This is a genomic window from Streptomyces sp. NBC_01268 (assembly GCF_036240795.1).
Lineage (GTDB): Bacteria > Actinomycetota > Actinomycetes > Streptomycetales > Streptomycetaceae > Streptomyces.
This window is the reverse complement of record NZ_CP108454.1, coordinates 4,778,481-4,791,660: the sequence shown is the minus strand read 5'-3', so window position 1 is coordinate 4,791,660 and position 13,180 is coordinate 4,778,481. Positions and strand designations below refer to the sequence as shown.

At 72.8% G+C, this 13,180-nt stretch carries 15 protein-coding genes; 8 read left to right on the top strand and 7 right to left on the bottom strand.

Translation table 11 applies throughout. The features are described from left to right. Nucleotides 1-21: 21 nt before the first annotated feature. Entirely contained in the window at nucleotides 22-843 is an 822-nt protein-coding gene (locus tag OG309_RS21475) for an IS5 family transposase (RefSeq protein ID WP_443067586.1), read from the bottom strand. An 18-nt stretch (nucleotides 844-861) separates the two neighbouring features. Between OG309_RS21475 and OG309_RS21470 the strand changes: the two genes are divergently transcribed. Beyond that, nucleotides 862-1,938 (top strand): SGNH/GDSL hydrolase family protein, encoded by a 1,077-nt coding sequence (locus OG309_RS21470; RefSeq protein ID WP_329428472.1) that lies wholly within the window; start codon nucleotides 862-864, stop codon nucleotides 1,936-1,938. A gap of 4 nt (nucleotides 1,939-1,942) precedes the next feature. On the opposite strand, the gene OG309_RS21465 is transcribed toward OG309_RS21470, so the two are convergent. From OG309_RS21465 to OG309_RS21455, 3 genes are all read right to left on the bottom strand, one after another. Next, nucleotides 1,943-3,163 (bottom strand): glycosyltransferase, encoded by a 1,221-nt coding sequence (locus OG309_RS21465; protein ID WP_329423071.1) that lies wholly within the window; start codon nucleotides 3,161-3,163, stop codon nucleotides 1,943-1,945. Nucleotides 3,164-3,210: 47 nt separating this feature from the next. Continuing rightward, nucleotides 3,211-3,966, bottom strand: coding sequence for a MerR family transcriptional regulator (locus OG309_RS21460; protein ID WP_329423070.1), 756 nt, complete (start codon nucleotides 3,964-3,966; stop codon nucleotides 3,211-3,213). A gap of 87 nt (nucleotides 3,967-4,053) precedes the next feature. Beyond that, nucleotides 4,054-5,040, bottom strand: a complete 987-nt coding sequence (locus OG309_RS21455; RefSeq protein WP_329423069.1) for a hypothetical protein — start codon at nucleotides 5,038-5,040, stop codon at nucleotides 4,054-4,056. 186 nt (nucleotides 5,041-5,226) lie between these two features. Here OG309_RS21455 and OG309_RS21450 point away from each other — a divergent pair, with 186 nt between their 5' ends. Genes OG309_RS21450 through OG309_RS21440 form a run of 3 tightly spaced genes read left to right on the top strand, consistent with a single transcriptional unit; the run spans nucleotide 5,227 to nucleotide 6,863 of the window. Continuing rightward, on the top strand, nucleotides 5,227-6,096 hold the full coding sequence (locus tag OG309_RS21450) for an AraC family transcriptional regulator (RefSeq protein WP_329423068.1): 870 nt from the start codon (nucleotides 5,227-5,229) through the stop codon (nucleotides 6,094-6,096). Nucleotides 6,097-6,138: 42 nt separating this feature from the next. Next, nucleotides 6,139-6,471, top strand: coding sequence for a hypothetical protein (locus tag OG309_RS21445; RefSeq protein WP_329423067.1), 333 nt, complete (start codon nucleotides 6,139-6,141; stop codon nucleotides 6,469-6,471). Further along, nucleotides 6,447-6,863, top strand: a complete 417-nt coding sequence (locus OG309_RS21440) for a PIN domain-containing protein (RefSeq protein WP_329423066.1) — start codon at nucleotides 6,447-6,449, stop codon at nucleotides 6,861-6,863. Before OG309_RS21445 ends, OG309_RS21440 begins: the two co-directional genes overlap by 25 nt. Here the strand turns inward: OG309_RS21440 and OG309_RS21435 are convergent. Both OG309_RS21435 and OG309_RS21430 read right to left on the bottom strand, forming a co-directional pair. After that, complete coding sequence (locus tag OG309_RS21435; RefSeq protein WP_329423065.1) at nucleotides 6,844-7,242, bottom strand: Zn-ribbon domain-containing OB-fold protein; 399 nt, start codon at nucleotides 7,240-7,242, stop codon at nucleotides 6,844-6,846. The two genes, OG309_RS21440 and OG309_RS21435, sit on opposite strands and share 20 nt — an antisense overlap. Then, nucleotides 7,242-7,691 carry a DoxX family membrane protein gene (locus OG309_RS21430; RefSeq protein ID WP_329423064.1) on the bottom strand — a complete coding sequence of 150 codons (450 nt, stop codon included), beginning with the start codon at nucleotides 7,689-7,691 and terminating at the stop codon, nucleotides 7,242-7,244. The genes OG309_RS21435 and OG309_RS21430 overlap by 1 nt, the downstream gene beginning before the upstream one ends. Before the next feature lie 156 nt (nucleotides 7,692-7,847). Here OG309_RS21430 and OG309_RS21425 point away from each other — a divergent pair, with 156 nt between their 5' ends. From OG309_RS21425 to OG309_RS21415, 3 genes are all read left to right on the top strand, one after another. Further along, nucleotides 7,848-9,044, top strand: coding sequence for a flavin-containing monooxygenase (locus OG309_RS21425; RefSeq protein WP_329423063.1), 1,197 nt, complete (start codon nucleotides 7,848-7,850; stop codon nucleotides 9,042-9,044). A gap of 85 nt (nucleotides 9,045-9,129) precedes the next feature. Continuing rightward, entirely contained in the window at nucleotides 9,130-11,364 is a 2,235-nt protein-coding gene (locus OG309_RS21420) for an acetate--CoA ligase family protein (RefSeq protein ID WP_329423062.1), read from the top strand. 21 nt (nucleotides 11,365-11,385) lie between these two features. Further along, nucleotides 11,386-12,183: an enoyl-CoA hydratase/isomerase family protein gene (locus tag OG309_RS21415; RefSeq protein ID WP_329423061.1), complete on the top strand. Its 798-nt coding sequence runs from the start codon at nucleotides 11,386-11,388 to the stop codon at nucleotides 12,181-12,183. 16 nt (nucleotides 12,184-12,199) lie between these two features. On the opposite strand, the gene OG309_RS21410 is transcribed toward OG309_RS21415, so the two are convergent. Continuing rightward, nucleotides 12,200-12,583: a hypothetical protein gene (locus OG309_RS21410; RefSeq protein ID WP_329423060.1), complete on the bottom strand. Its 384-nt coding sequence runs from the start codon at nucleotides 12,581-12,583 to the stop codon at nucleotides 12,200-12,202. A gap of 90 nt (nucleotides 12,584-12,673) precedes the next feature. Between OG309_RS21410 and OG309_RS21405 the strand changes: the two genes are divergently transcribed. Then, a complete protein-coding gene (locus OG309_RS21405) occupies nucleotides 12,674-13,120 on the top strand; it encodes a MarR family transcriptional regulator (RefSeq protein WP_329423059.1) in 447 nt (148 codons plus the stop codon). Nucleotides 13,121-13,180 lie beyond the last annotated feature (60 nt).

Here is a 13,180-nt window from a genome sequence, read left to right as displayed (position 1 = left end):
GCAACCGACGGCCCAGGCCGGTCACAGCCATTCGCCGATGGCGGCGACCAGGACGGTTGCCTCGAAGCGGACGGCGAGTTTGTCGAACCGGGTGGCCACCGCCCGGTTGCGCTTGAGCCGGTTGATCCCGCACTCGACCGCGTGCCGGGCCTTGTAGTCCTCGCGGTCGAAGGCCGGAGGCCGCCCACCGGCCTTCCCGCGCCGTTTGCGGTTGGCGACCTGGTCGGCGGGCTCTGGGATGGTGCAGCGGATTCCCCGTTTTCGCAGGTAGGCCCGGTTGGCGCGGGAGGAGTACGCCTTGTCGCCCCGCACCCGCAGCGGGCGGACACGAGGACGGCCCGGTCCGGTGCGGGGAACTCGGATGCCTTCCAGCACGGCGGTGAACTGAGGGCTGTCGCCACGCTGACCTGCGGTGACCAGCAGCGACAGCGGTCGTTGGCGTTGCTCGCAGGCTAGATGGATCTTGGTGGTGAAACCGCCGCGGGACCGGCCCAGTGCGTGGTCTTCCGGCTCGGTGCGGGTTCCGCCTGGCGGTTCCTTCTGGGCCTGTCCGTCGCGGCGGGCACCTGCGGCGTGCTGATGGGCCCGGCAGATCGTGGAGTCGACGTTGACCTCCCACGTGATCAGCCCTGCCTCATCCGTGCGGGCTTGCAGCCTGGTCAGCAGTGCAGGCCAGGTGCCGTCACGCTGCCAGCGGCGGAAGAGCCCATAGACCGTCTGCCACGGCCCGTACTCCGACGGGAGGTCCCTCCACGGAGCACCAGTCCGCACCCGCCACCGAATCCCGTCGATCAGCCTCCGCCGGCCCAACGGCGGCCGCCCCAACACCGCCACCGGCAGCATTGGTTCCAGCACAGCCCACTGACCATCAGAAAGATCCCCTCGCCCCACACCGCGATCATCACGGCGCAGGACGAGCGGCGAAGCCCACTTCTAAAACACGCCCTAGCGGCGTCCGCTCTCTCGCTCTCGGGCTCCGCCGGTGCGGCTGATCAGTACGAGTGGGCCGCGCTGGGCGACTCGTACACCGCCGGCGGTTTCGTCGGGGACCCGCTGCCCCCGCTCGGCGACCCCGCGCGGGACGGCTGTGACCGCACCACCAACGCCTACCCCGACGTTGTCGACCGGGAGTTCGACGAGTTCCCGCCCGGCAAACTGGTCCACCTGACCAATGTCAGTTGCGGCAACGCCACCATCGCCGACATCGCCGACGCCAAGCAGACGCCGATCAGCCCGGTCCAGCCGCCCACCGGAGGCTGGACCGCGGTGGACCCGCAGATCCAGCGGGCGAAGCTCAACGACCAGACCGACGTCGTCACCATCGGCATCGGCGGCAACAGCCTCCCGTTCGGCGGCATGCTCCTCAAGTGCCTCGAACAGGGCGCGACGATCGGCAAGAACTGCCGTGAGTACTACACCTCTCCTCCCGAGGGGGAGGAGAGCATCCAGGACAAGCTGGCCCGAGTCCAGGACGAGTACATCGCGATGCTGGCCAAGGTGCACGAGGCCGCGCCCAACGCGAAGGTGATCACCGTCGGCTATCCGGCCGTCCTGCCGCAGGAGGGCAATGCCTGCAACCGCCTCTCCCTCACCGAGCTGGGCGGGATCAAGCACGCCGACATCGACTGGCTGCGTGAGGACGTCCTGAAGGAGCTGAACAACACGATCCAGCGCGTCACGTCGTTCTTCGGCGACCGCTACGTGGACGTCTACTCCTCCAGCGTGGGCCACGACGCCTGCCAGCCCGCGGGCACCAAGTGGGTCGAGGGAATCTGCGGCGACGCCGAGGACTACTGGCCCGCCAAGCTGGCCGGCACCCTGCTGAACTGCGCTCCCATCAACAAGCGCGTCACCCTCGTCCACCCCAACGCCCACGGCTACGCCAACACCGCCGCGCACGTGGAGCGCGCCATCCGCATCGCCCTCCTCGACAGCTGACCGCTCAGCCGCGGCCCCCGGGGGCGGTGCGGAGGTGGGCGAGCAGCCCCGCCGCGCCGTCCTCGGCGGCGATGCCCCGGGCGAGTTCGGCCGCGCGGTGGCGGTGGGACGGTTCGGTCAGGGCTGCCGTGATCGCCTCGGCGAGGCGGACGGCGGTGAGGTCCTGGAACGGCACCGGCCTCGGAGCGACGCCGAGCTCGTGGAGCCGCTTCGCCCAGAAGGGCTGGTCGGCCATGACGGGGACGGGGACGGCCGGGACCCCGGCCCGGAGCGCGGCCCCGGTGGTCCCGGCACCGGCGTGGTGGACGACGGCGGCGGTGCGGGGGAACAGCCAGTCGTGCGGGACGTCGCCGATGGGCAGGACGTCCGGCCCGAAGCCGCTCAGTCCGGCCCAGCCCGCCTGCACCACCGCGCGGACGCCCGCCTTCCGTACCGCCTCGGCCACCAGCTCGCCGAGCCGTTCCCCCTCGCCGGGCAGCATGCTGCCGAAGCCGAGGAAGACCGGGGGCGGGCCGGCCGCGAGGAAGTCGGCCAGGCCGGCCGGTGGCCGCCAGCCGTCGGGGCGGGCGGGCCACCAGTAGCCCGACACCTCGACGCCGGACGGCCAGTCGTCGGGGCGGGGCAGGAGCAGCGGGCTGTAGCCGTGGAAGACGGGCCGCAGGGCCCCGCTCCCGGCGGTCCGCTCCGGCAGCCCGAACCGGGCGCGCAGCCGCCGCACCGCCCCCGCGAAGACCCCCTCCGCGCGCCGCAGCACGTCCTGTCCGGCGGCGAGGTCGTCCTGCGGACCGCCGTCTCCCGTGTTCCGCGCGTTGGGGAGCGGGAAGCGGGCGGTGGCGAAGGACGGGGTGAGGTAGGTGCCGATCACGGGGATGCCGTGCGCCTCGCCGGCCGCCATGGCGAGCGCCGCCGGGCCGAAGGCGGTGAGCAACAGGTCCACGTCCCCGCCCTCGACGGCCCCCGCCACACCGTCGGCGAGCCCGTCCGCGTACGCCCTGGTCAGCGCCTGGACCTCGTCCCGCGAGGCCGCCCGCGACCAGTCCCGGATCAGCTGCTCCGGGTCGCCCGGCATGGGCCGGAAGCCGAGCCCGCAGCCGCCGATCAGCCCTTCGAAGGAGGCGTGCGCGACGACGGCGACCTGGTGGCCGGCGTCCTGGAGGCGTCGGCCGAGGCCGGTGAAGGGGGCGACGTCGCCCCGGGAACCGGCGGTGGTGATCACGATGCGCATGGCGGCGATTCTGCCTGCCCGGGCGGGCCGCCGCCGTCGCTTCCGGATCAGCTCAGGCGCGTGTCCGCGTACACGCCCATCGCGTCGCGCTGGTACTCGGCGAGGCCGGCCGCGATCCGCTCGAAGTTGTCGCGGAAGCGCGGGTCCTCCACGTACATCAGGGCGAGGCCCTTGTACGCCTCGGCCGTCGGCGTCCAGAAGCGGCTCACGTTCCGGTAGTGGGCGCCGATCTCGGCCTGGACGGCCGGGTCGTCGACGGGGGTTCCGGCGGTCATGAACTCGGCGAGGCGGATCATCTGCGCGGTGACCTCGCGCTGCCAGTGCTCCATGTCCGCCGGGGTCATGCCCTGCGTCGCCTGCTGGGACTCCTCGTACGCCTCGGGCCAGCGCCGCTGTGCCTCGGCCTCCAGCTCGGGGTCGGGCTCGAAGCCCTCGAAGAGGTTCTCGGGCCGGTTGATCTGCGCCATGGGGGCGTCCTCCTCCAGTTCGGTGATGGTGCGGGCGACCGTCCGGGCGAGGGTGCCGAGACGGGCGCGTTCCGCGAGCAGCCGTTCGTGGTGCTCGCGGAGGACGGCCACCCGGTCGACCTGGCTGTCCAGGACCGCGCGGATCTCCTTCAGGCCCAGTCCGAGCTCCCGCATGAGCAGGATCTGCTGCAGGCGCAGCAGGTCGTCCCGCTCGTAGTGGCGGTGCCCGTTGGAGCCGATCCACGCGGCGGGCAGCAGGCCGATCTCGTCGTAGTGGCGCAGGGTCCGGGAGGTCACTCCGGACATCCGGGCCACGTCCGCGATCGACCAGGCCATGGTGGTGTCCTTCCGTCGCCGGGGCCGGTGTCTCCGGCCCCCACACCACGACCGTAGGAGTTGACGCTGCGGCAAGCGCAAGCGCGGTTACTCCTCCGGGTCCGAGTCCGGGTCCGCGTCCGTGTCCGACAGGCCGTCGTCGACGTCGCCGAATCCGAGGGCGCCTCGGCGGGTCTCCCTCAGCAGGGTGTGGAGCGCGTTCGCGGTGTCGATCATCTCCTGGAAGAGCTCCGTCATGGTCCTGGCCGTGTCCCTCACCCAGGCGTCGAACTCCTGCTGGACCGCGGTGTTGGTCCGCTTCTTCCCGACACTGCTTCCCTTCGTCCCGCCGACGAGGTCCTCGTTCCGCAGGACGTCGGCGGCGGCGTCGTCCCTGATGGTGCTCAGCAGCCGGCCTTGCAGGTCCCTGAGCTGCTGGGCGTCGCGCCAGTCCCGCGTACCGCAGGTCGCCAGCGTGGCCATGACGTCCGACTTGTACCTGCCGTAGTCCTTCGAGTTCTGGTCACCGCCCTTGCCCTTGGGACCGCCGTGCGAGGCGGAGCGGAACCGCTCGTGGTCACGTTCCGTTCCGGCCTCCGTGGCGGAGGCGTTCAGGTGGGCGAGCGCCGTCTTGACCGGGTTGATGCGCGCGGTCGCCCTCGTGAGCTGCGTCGGCGAGAGCGTCTTCGCCTTGCCCGCCGCGTTGATGAGCCCCACGCGCACGCTCCGGATGCGCTCCATCTCGGCCGCGAACTGCCGCGCCAGGTCGTCCAGGGCGTTGAAGACGTGCTCGCCCTGCGCGGACGCCGCCTCTTCCTCCTCCTGCTGCTGCCCCCTGCCGTTGTCCCGCTTCACCGCCTTCCCCTTGTTGCTCTTCGACGACTCCCCGTTCTCGTCGCCCGCGCGCTGCACGACGACGGCCCCGTGGGCCTCCGCGTGGCCGGAGCTGCGGAGGAGCTGGACGACGGCGGCGTTGCCCGCGCTGCTCTGGAGGGCCATCAGGGGGTGGGGCGCGGCTCCGGGCCTGCGGGGCGGGGCGTGGTCGGGGGCGGCGGGGTGGACCGCGCGGGAGTCCCGGGCGTCTCGGGCGGGCATGGCGTCTCGATTCTGCGGGGTCGGGACGGGCGGGTGGCCCTTCCTGCTTACCGGGCGGAGGCCGGGCGGCGTCAGGTGTGCGGGGGCACACTTCGCTGCCCCGACCGTTCCGGGCACGGTTTGTCGGGTCCCGGGACACTGGTCCTTCCTACGGTGGAGACGTCAAGAGGGAAGGACACCCCCAAGGTGCTGGATCGGCTGAACCAGGCGCTCGACCACATCGAGACGCGGCTCGACCGCGAGCTCGACGTCGCCGAGGCGGCCCGGATCGCGATGACGTCGGAGTACCACTTCCGGCGCCTGTTCTCGGCGCTCGCCGGGATGCCGCTCTCCGTGTACGTACGGCGCCGGCGCATGACGCTGGCCGGGGCCGAGGTGCTGGACGGGGAGCGGACGCTGCTCGACGTCGCGGTGCGGTACGGCTACGGCTCCGGGGAGGCGTTCGCCCGGGCGTTCCGGTCGGTGCACGGCATCGGGCCGGGCGAGGCCCGGCGCACCGGGGCGACGCTGACGGCGCAGCCGCGGATGTCCTTCCGGGTCGTCGTCGAAGGGAGCAGCACCATGAGGTATCGGATCGTGGAGAAGGAAGCGTTCCGGATCGTCGGCAGGAAGGCGCGGATCCCCCTGGTCCACGAAGGGGTCAACGCGGCTGCCGCGGCGCACGTGGCGAGCCTGGACGAGCGGGCGATCGTACGGATGAAGGAGCTGGCCGGCGGGGAGCCGGAGGGCGTCCTGTCGGCGGCGGTCCACCTGAGCGACAGCCGGGAGGAGGGCACCGAGCTGGACTACTGGATCGGCGTCGTCGCCGGCCCCGGGGCGGCCGCCGAGGAGCTGGACGCCCTCGACGTGCCGGCCGGGACCTGGGCGGTCTTCGACGACCACGGGCCCTACCCGAGTGCCCTCCAGGAACTCTGGCGGGACGTCTTCACCCAGTGGTTCCCCTCCAACCCGTACACGAGCCGCCCCGGCCCGGAGCTGCTGCGGACCCTGCCGGTGGAGATCGGCACGCCGACGGACTCGCAGCTGTGGATTCCGGTGGAGCGGATCCGGTCCTGATTTACCACTCACTTTGCTACTCGCTTTGCTACTCTCGGCCTCATGGAGTCCCAGGCGGAGTACGGGCCCGACGAGGGCCCCGCTCAGAAGGTCAGCGTTTCCATGCCGACCGGTCGCATCGCGGCGGTGAAGGCGCGGGTGGGCGCGCGCGGGTTCTCGGCGTACGTCAGCGCAGCGGTCGAGCGGCAGATACAGCGGGATCTGCTGGAGGAGTCCCTCCGGGCCAAGGAGGCCGAGATCGGCCCTCCCAGCCAGGAGATCCAGGACTGGGCCGCCGCGGTCTTCCGTGAGGCCGAGACCCAGGCAGCCGCGGAGCAGGCCGCCCAGCCGGAGACCGAGGAGGGGGCGCCGTGGCGGGCACGCGAAGCCGGTTAGCCCATGGCATCCTGCTCCTCGACTCCCAGGGGCTGAGCAAGTACATGGAGAACGACCCCAGGATCGTCGGCCTGGTGCGGACCGCCCAGTCCAAGGACACACTGGTCGCCCTCAGCAACCTGACACTCCTGGAGGCCTGGAACCCCCGGCGGCGCATGGACCGCCTCCGGTGGGAGGTCTCCCGCCTGGAGGTCGTCCCCGTCACCGACGACATCACCTGGCGAGCCCTCGACCTCCTGCGCCACGCGAATCTGCACGGCCACAAGTACGCGATCGACTCCGTCGTCGCCGCCACAGCCCTCGGCTACCCCGGCCCCCGGATCGTCGTCACGTCCGACGTCGACGACATGACGAAACTCTGCGGCCGGCAGGTCACGACCGTCGGGGCCTGAACACCGGCACCTGGACGTCGCCCTCCGCGCGGAAGGCGACGTCCAGGTCCATGCCGACGCGCAGGTCGGCCTCCGCGCAGTCGACGATCTCCGTCATCATGCGGGGGCCCTCGGCGAGGTCGACGACCGCGGCCACGTACGGGACGCGGTCGCCGAAGGGCGGGAGGTCGTTGCTGTGGACGACGGACCAGGTGTAGAGGGTGGCGCGGCCCGGGGACGGGCGCCATTCGACGGATTCGCTCCAGCAGTGCGGGCAGAACTCGCGCGGGTAGTGGTGGGCGCGGTCGCAGGCGGTGCAGTGGCGCAGCAGGAGGCGGCCTTCGGCTGCGGCGTCCCAGTAGGTGCGGGTGAAGGCGTCGACATCCGGGGTGGCCGTCATCAGAAGAGTCCGATCGCGTGGTCGAGGGACCAGGTCTGCCAGGACACGGCGAAGAGGGCGACCAGGGAGATCAGCGCCATCATCGCGTTCTGCCCCTGCTCGGCCCAGTCGTGGATCATCAGGGTGAGGTAGAGCAGGTTGAGGAGCAGGCCTCCGACGAGGGCGACCGGGGTGAGCAGGCCGGTGACCAGGCCGAGGCCCAGGGCGAGTTCGGCGTAGACGACCACGTACGCCATCAGCTTGGGGTGGGGGGCGACGACGGCGTCGAAGCCCTTCTTCACGGGCGGCCACTTGTGCTTGCCCGCCACGTCCGCCGCCCAGGCGATGCCGGTGCCCCGCTCGAACCAGCCCTTCCTGTCCTTGTGCCGCCAGCTCTCCAGCCACCACAGGCCGAGGCCGATGCGGAGGACGGCGAGCCATTCGGCGCCCGTGAGCCAGACCGTCTGCATGTGCCCCGCCGCCCTTCGGGAAGGAAATCTGACAGGGCGTCAGTTCAGCGGATCGGCTCCGGTCTCCGCAAGACCTCTGCACGCGTGATCGATTCGCAACCGAACCCCCTCTTGACCGAGACCCATTGCGTGTACGCGTCATTACGCTCAGCGTTCATGACCACCCCCCCGAGCCACCCCGTCTACGTCATCGGCGGCGGACCCGGCGGACTCGCCGTCGCCGCCGCCCTGCGCGAGAAGGGCGTACGGGCCGTCGTGCTGGAGAAGTCGGAGGCCGTCGGCGCCTCCTGGCGCACCCACTACGACCGGCTGCGGCTGCACACCACCCGTCGCCTCTCCGCCCTGCCCGGCCTGAAGATCCCCCGCTCCTTCGGGCGCTGGGTGGCCCGCGCGGACGTGGTCCGGTACCTGGAGAAGTACGCCGAGGTGCACGACCTGGAGATCGTGACCGGGGTCGAGGTCGACCGGGTCGAGAAGGGCGCGGACGGCGGGGAGTGGGTGCTGCACGCCACCGGCGGGCGGCGGCTCGTCGGCTCCGCCGTGGTCGTCGCCACCGGCTTCAACCACACGCCCCGCGTCCCGGACTGGCCCGGCGTCGGCACGTACCGCCGCGAGAGGGAGCTCCTCCACGCGAGCGCCTACCGCAACCCCTCGCCGTACGAGGGCCGCGACGTCCTCGTCGTCGGCGTCGGCAACACCGGCGCCGAGATCGCGGCGGACCTCGCGGAGGGCGGCGCCGCCCGGGTGCGGCTCGCGGTGCGCACCGCCCCGTACATCGTCCGGCGCTCCACGGCCGGCTGGCCCAGCCAGCGCAACGGCATCCTCGTGCGGCGCCTCCCGGTGGGCCTGGTGGACCGGCTCACGGGGCTGCTCGGGCGGTTCATGACCGCCGACCTCTCGGCGTACGGGATCCCCCGGCCCGAGGGCGGGCTCTACTCCCGGGTGCGCCAGGGCGCGATCCCGGTGCAGGACGTGGGACTGGTCGCCGCCGTCAGGGCGGGGACGGTGGAGCCGGTCGCCGCCGTGGACTCCTTCGACGGGGCGGAGGTCGTGCTCGCCGACGGGTCGCGGATCACCCCGGACGCGGTGATCGCCGCCACCGGGTACGAGCGGGCCCTGGAGCCGCTGCTCGGACACCTCGGCGTGCTCGACGGGCGCGGGCGGCCGGTGACGGGGGGAGCGAAGTGCCCGGAGGGGGCGCCGGGGCTCTACTTCACGGGGTTCACCAACCCGATCAGCGGGATGTTCCGGGAGATGGCGCTCGACGCCGAGCGGATCGCCCGGCGGATCGCCAGGACCGGGGCGCGGACCGCTCGGACGGCCGGCCGGCCGGGGTCCGCCCGCGAGAGGTAGCTGCACGGCCATTCCTGACTCCCCGTCAGTTCTGTAATCTGACTATGCGTCAGGGATGAGGTAACGGACGGGCGGAGCTACCACGATGCTTGGATCGACTCACGGCACCTTCACCACGGACCTCCGCGCACGCGTCGTCGCCTGCGGCGAGCAGCCCACCCGGGTCGCGGTGCACGGCGTCACCGCCGTCGAGGGCGACAGGGACGTCAGCGGGCGGCCCCTGCACGCGCCCGTGCCCGAGCTCGACCGGTTCTTCCGGCCCGAGGTGGTGGCCGTCGTCGGGGCCTCCGACGCCGAGGGTCGGCCCAACACCGGGATCACCCGCCAGCTCCTCGACTGGGCCGGGCGGGTCGGCGCCCGGGTGGTGCCGGTGCACCCGACCCGGACCTCCGTGTTCGGCATCGACTGCGTCCCCTCGGTCGCCGAGCTCGGCACCCTCGGCGTGAACGTCGACCTCGCCGTGCTCCTGGTCGCCGACCCGCTGCCGGTCGTCGAGCAACTGGCCGAGGCCAAGGTGCGGTTCGCCGTCGCCTTCGCGTCCGGCTTCGCCGAGACCGGCGAGGCGGGCGCCGCCGCGCAGGAACGCCTCGCGGCCGCCGTCGGCCGCTCGGGGCTGCGCCTGCTCGGCCCCAACACCAACCTCAACGCCTTCGAGCGCTTCCGCGAGGACCTGGACGGGCCCGCCGTCGCGCTCATCACCCAGTCCGGGCACCAGGGCCGGCCCGTCTTCACCATGCAGGAGCTGGGCGTCCGGCTCTCCCACTGGGCGCCCACCGGCAACGAGGCCGACCTGGAGACCGCCGACTTCCTCTCGTACTTCGCGCACCGGCCCGAGGTCGGCGCCATCGCCTGCTACGTGGAGGGACTCAAGGACGGCCGCTCCTTCCTGCTCGCCGCCGACCAGGCCGCCCGGCGCGGGGTGCCCGTCGTCGCGGTCAAGGTGGGCCGCACCGAGGCCGGGGCCCGGATGGCCGCCTCCCACACCGGCAAGCTGACCGGCGCGGACCAGGTCGTCGACGCGGCCATGCGCCAGTTCGGCGTGATCCGGGTCGACGGGCTCGACCAGCTCCAGGACACCGCCGCGCTGCTCGCCCGCGCCCGCAAGCCGGTCGCGGACGGCGTCGTCGTCTACTCGATCTCCGGCGGCACCGGCGCCCACTTCTCCGACCTGGCGACGGCGGCCGGGCTCACCCTGCCGACCCTGTCCGAGGCGAAGCAGGACGAGCTGCACCAGTGGATCCCCGAGTACCTGAGCGTGGCCAACCCCGTCGACAACGGCGGGCACCCGGTCGGCGACTGGCGCGGCCGGAAGATCATCGACGCGATCCTCGCCGACCCCGGGGTCGGGGTCCTGATCTGTCCCATCACCGGGCCCTTCCCGCCGATGAGCGACAAGCTGGCGCAGGACCTGGTGGACGCGGCCGAGCAGACCGACAAGCTGGTCTGCGTGGTGTGGGGGTCGCCGGTCGGCACCGAGGACGCCTACCGCACCACCCTGCTCGGCTCCTCGCGGGTCGCCACCTTCCGCACCTTCGGCAACTGCATCGGCGCCGTCAAGGCCTACCTCGACCACCACCGCTTCACCACCGGCTACCGCTCCCCCTTCGACGAGGCCCCGCGCACCCCGTCCCCCTCCTTCCGCAAGGCGCAGGCCCTGATGCGGCCCGGCCACCGGCTGAGCGAGCACGCGGCGAAGCAGCTGCTGCGGGCGTACGGGATCCGGGTGCCGCGCGAGCAGCTGGTGACCAGCGCGGCGGCGGCCGTACGGGCGGCCGGCCTGGTCGGCTACCCGGTCGTCATGAAGGCCTCGGGCCCGCAGCTCGCCCACAAGACGGAGCTGGGCCTGGTGAAGGTCGGGCTGACCTCGGCGAGCCAGATCCGCGACACGTACCGCGAACTCACCGACATCGCCCGCTACGAGGGCATCGACCTGGACGGCGTCCTGGTCTGCCAGATGGTGCCGCGCGGCGTCGAGATGGTGGTGGGCGTGACCCACGACCGCCTCTTCGGGCCGACGGTCACGGTCGGGCTCGGCGGCGTCCTGGTGGAGGTCCTGAACGACGCGGCCGTACGGGTGCCCCCGTTCGGCGAGCGGGAGGCCCGGGACATGCTCGGCGAACTGCGCGGGCGGGCCCTGCTCGACGGGGTGCGGGGGGCGCCGCCGGCCGATGTGGACGCGCTGGTGGAGGTGGTGCTGCGGGTGCAGCGGATGGCCCTCGAACTGGACGGCGACCTCGCCGAGCTGGACATCAACCCGTTGATGGTGCTGCCGCGGGGGCAGGGGGCCGTGGCCCTGGACGCGCTCGCGGTGTGCCGGTAGTCGCCCTCCGGAGGGGAGAACATGTCGGACGTCCTGCACGCCGTCGAGAACGGCGTCTCGTGGATCACGCTCAACCGGCCCGAGGCGATGAACGCCGTCACCTGGGACCAGCGGGAACGGATCATCGCGCTCCTCGCGGACGCGTCCGCCGACCCCGGCGTCCGGGCCGTGGTGATCACGGCCACCGGCCGCGGCTTCTGCGCGGGCGCGGACCTGCGCGGCGGGCCGCCCGCGTCCCCGGGGGACGGGGGGCGGGTCCAGGGCGACGTGGCCCGGATGATCCGCGGGGGCGCCCAGCGCTTCATCGCGGCCGTCATGGACTGCGAGAAGCCGGTGATCGCGGCGGTGAACGGGACGGCCGCCGGGATCGGGGCGCACCTGGCGTTCGCCTGCGACCTGGTGCTGGCGGCCGAGCCGGCGAAGTTCGTGGAGGTGTTCGCCCGGCGCGGGATCGTGCCGGACGGCGGCGGGGCGTACCTGCTGCCGCGCCTGGTCGGCCCGCAGCGGGCGAAGGAGCTGATGTTCTTCGGCGACGCCGTGCCGGCGGCGGAGGCGCGGGCGATGGGCCTGGTGAACCGGGTGGTGCCGGCGGAGGAGCTGGAGAAGACGGCCCGCGAGTGGGCCGAACGCCTGGCCCAGGGCCCGACCCGGGCCCTGGCCCTCACCAAGCGCCTGGTGAACGCGTCCCTGGACGGCGACCGGGCGTCCGCCTTCGCGGCGGAGGCGGACGCCCAGGAGCTCTGCATGACCACGCGGGACGCGCAGGAGGGCGTGGCGGCCTTCGTGGAGCGGCGGACGCCGGCGTACGAGGGGCGGTGACCCTCGCCGCCGGGGGCTACGCGACCGCGCCCGCCACGCCCGTACGCCCGTCCGGGACGCCCACGATCGTCACGATGACCTGACCGCGCACGCCCTCGCCGAGCACCCCGGCGAGGGCGTCCGTCGTGGCGGCGACGAGGCGGGCAGGGGCGTCGGGGACCTCGGCGAGGTGGTAGGCGGCCTCGCGCATGCTGAGGGTGACGTGCGGCCCGTGCGCGTCGCTCGGGACACCGCCGACGCCACGGCGGTGCCGCGGGACGCCGATCAGGTCGACGCCGACGAGCCGGGCGAAGCCCGCGCCGAAGACCGAGCCGACGGCATCGGTGAGGGCGCGGATCAGCGGGGCCTCGACGGTGCCGTCGAGGGTCTCCTCACGGATGTGCAGGGTGAAGTGCGGCATGGCGGACCAACCTCCGTACGATGAAGGGGGTTTAGCTTTGCCAGTAAAACACCTTTGCACTCAAAGGTAAATGAGGGAGGCCGCCGCCGCATGCCCGAGAACGCCGACGACACCGTCCGCGAGCTGCTGCTGCTCATGCCCCGCCTGGTCGGCCGGGCCAAGCGGATCCCGGTGCCCGAACCGCTGCGCTCCCTCGACCTGGCCCCGCGCCACCTCTCCCTGCTCGCACTGCTCCTCTTCGACGGGGCGATGTCCGTGAACGAGCTCGCCGCCCGGCTGGAGGTCGCACCGACCACGGTCAGCCTGCTCGTGGGCGACCTGAGCCGGAAGGGCGTCCTGGAGCGGCGCGAGGACGAGCGGGACCGGCGCCGCCGGATCGTCCGGATCACCGACGCGCACACCCCAGCCATCACCGCCTGGCTGGCCCCGGGCGCCACGGCCTGGCGCACGGCCCTCGCCCCGCTGACGGCGGAGCAGCGCCGCCTCTTCGTGGACACCCTGCTCGCCTACGAGGCGGCGGTGGGCGGGTCCGACTGAGCCGCGGGGCTTCTCATCTGACGCTCCGTCAGCTTCAATGGGCGACGTGATGGGACACGC

What these genes read in the sequence shown, in the direction of transcription:
- OG309_RS21410 (WP_329423060.1), bottom strand. Translation starts at nt 12,583, where the DNA reads ATGCCGCACTTCACCCTGCACATCCGTGAGGAGACCCTCGACGGCACC.
- OG309_RS21420 (WP_329423062.1), top strand. Translation starts at nt 9,130, where the DNA reads ATGCTTGGATCGACTCACGGCACCTTCACCACGGACCTCCGCGCACGC.
- OG309_RS21435 (WP_329423065.1), bottom strand. Translation starts at nt 7,242, where the DNA reads ATGACGGCCACCCCGGATGTCGACGCCTTCACCCGCACCTACTGGGAC.
- OG309_RS21445 (WP_329423067.1), top strand. Translation starts at nt 6,139, where the DNA reads ATGGAGTCCCAGGCGGAGTACGGGCCCGACGAGGGCCCCGCTCAGAAG.
- OG309_RS21430 (WP_329423064.1), bottom strand. Translation starts at nt 7,691, where the DNA reads ATGCAGACGGTCTGGCTCACGGGCGCCGAATGGCTCGCCGTCCTCCGC.
- OG309_RS21425 (WP_329423063.1), top strand. Translation starts at nt 7,848, where the DNA reads ATGACCACCCCCCCGAGCCACCCCGTCTACGTCATCGGCGGCGGACCC.
- OG309_RS21465 (WP_329423071.1), bottom strand. Translation starts at nt 3,163, where the DNA reads ATGCGCATCGTGATCACCACCGCCGGTTCCCGGGGCGACGTCGCCCCC.
- OG309_RS21415 (WP_329423061.1), top strand. Translation starts at nt 11,386, where the DNA reads ATGTCGGACGTCCTGCACGCCGTCGAGAACGGCGTCTCGTGGATCACG.
- OG309_RS21475 (WP_443067586.1), bottom strand. Translation starts at nt 843, where the DNA reads ATGCTGCCGGTGGCGGTGTTGGGGCGGCCGCCGTTGGGCCGGCGGAGG.
- OG309_RS21455 (WP_329423069.1), bottom strand. Translation starts at nt 5,040, where the DNA reads ATGCCCGCCCGAGACGCCCGGGACTCCCGCGCGGTCCACCCCGCCGCC.
- OG309_RS21460 (WP_329423070.1), bottom strand. Translation starts at nt 3,966, where the DNA reads ATGGCCTGGTCGATCGCGGACGTGGCCCGGATGTCCGGAGTGACCTCC.
- OG309_RS21405 (WP_329423059.1), top strand. Translation starts at nt 12,674, where the DNA reads ATGCCCGAGAACGCCGACGACACCGTCCGCGAGCTGCTGCTGCTCATG.